Here is a 1,174-nt window from a genome sequence, read left to right as displayed (position 1 = left end):
CATTATGACCTTCGATAATTTTGTAGCAGGTCATTAAGCCGAGACCCGTTCCTTTTTCCTTGGTTGTATAAAATGGCTCCCCAAGTGTAGAAATCCGTTCCTGTGGAATACCGACACCTTGATCAATAATCTGAACCGATATTGTTCCCTCTTCTTTTTCTTTTACAACAACACGGATTGATCCACCCTTAGGCATGGCTTCCATTGCGTTTTTTAGTAAATTTAAAAACACCTGCTTTAATTGATTCTCCTCGCAGCTGATCAATGGCAAATCATCATTAAATTCTACATTGATTTGAATATTATTTAAAAGTGATTGGTTGTTTATTAATGTGATGACATCCTTTAAGAGAATTTTAATATCCTGTGCCATATAGACAGCTGATGACGGTTTGGCAAGGACCAGGAATTCTCCAACGATTTCATTTATCCGGTCGAGTTCAGATAACACAATCTCAAAATATTCCTCTTTCGGGGTGCTGGTTTTTAACAGTTGAATAAAACCTTTGATGGAGGTGAGAGGATTTCGGATTTCATGGGCAATTCCAGCTGCCATTTGACCTAACAGTGCTAATTTTTCAGACTTTTGAATGAGGCGTTCAGTTTCTTCGATTTTTTCAGTTATATCCTTCCCAATGGATAAGATGGCCTCTTTCCCACCAAAAACGATTAATAAAGAAGATACCTCAAATAAAAAAGTGGACCCGTCCAATCGCTTTGCTTTGTAATCAATGGTGTGAACAGGCTGCTTTTCTTTCTTTATTTGTTTAAATCGTTCAAGCATCCGACTTCTATATTCAGGAGCAATAAAATCCAAAATGGACTTCCCCATCAAATCTTCAAGCTTAACAGCACCAATCATGCTAAGCGCTGCCTTATTTACATATACTAATTGATGATTCCTCGTAACATAGACAGGTGCAGGCAATGAATCGATCAACTTCTTATAGCTATCTTCACTCGCACGGGCCTTTTTTTCAAAGTAGCGCGCCTTGTCATATTGCCACCCCACCACCCATGCAATCAGGGTAAACAGAAAAAAGTCAATCGAGAAAAAAGGTAGATGATCGAAAATCTTTTGGTAGCTGGAAAATAAAATCGAAATCAGCACCAGGATAATTTGACCGGAATTATTCATGATTCAGCCCTCTTAATTAGGTATATTTACATATGC

At 38.1% G+C, this 1,174-nt stretch carries 1 protein-coding gene; it reads right to left on the bottom strand.

The features are described 5' to 3' along the window. Positions 1–1,138 (bottom strand): PAS domain S-box protein (locus V7659_RS29155; RefSeq protein ID WP_335543537.1); only part of this gene is annotated, 1,138 nt, incomplete at its 3' end. Positions 1,139–1,174: the final 36 nt, after the last annotated feature.

It is taken from the genome of Neobacillus drentensis (assembly GCF_036966985.1).
Taxonomy (GTDB): domain Bacteria; phylum Bacillota; class Bacilli; order Bacillales; family Cytobacillaceae; genus Neobacillus; species Neobacillus drentensis_E.
Note: the sequence above shows the minus strand (reverse complement) of the source record. Positions and strands in the feature narration are given on the sequence as shown.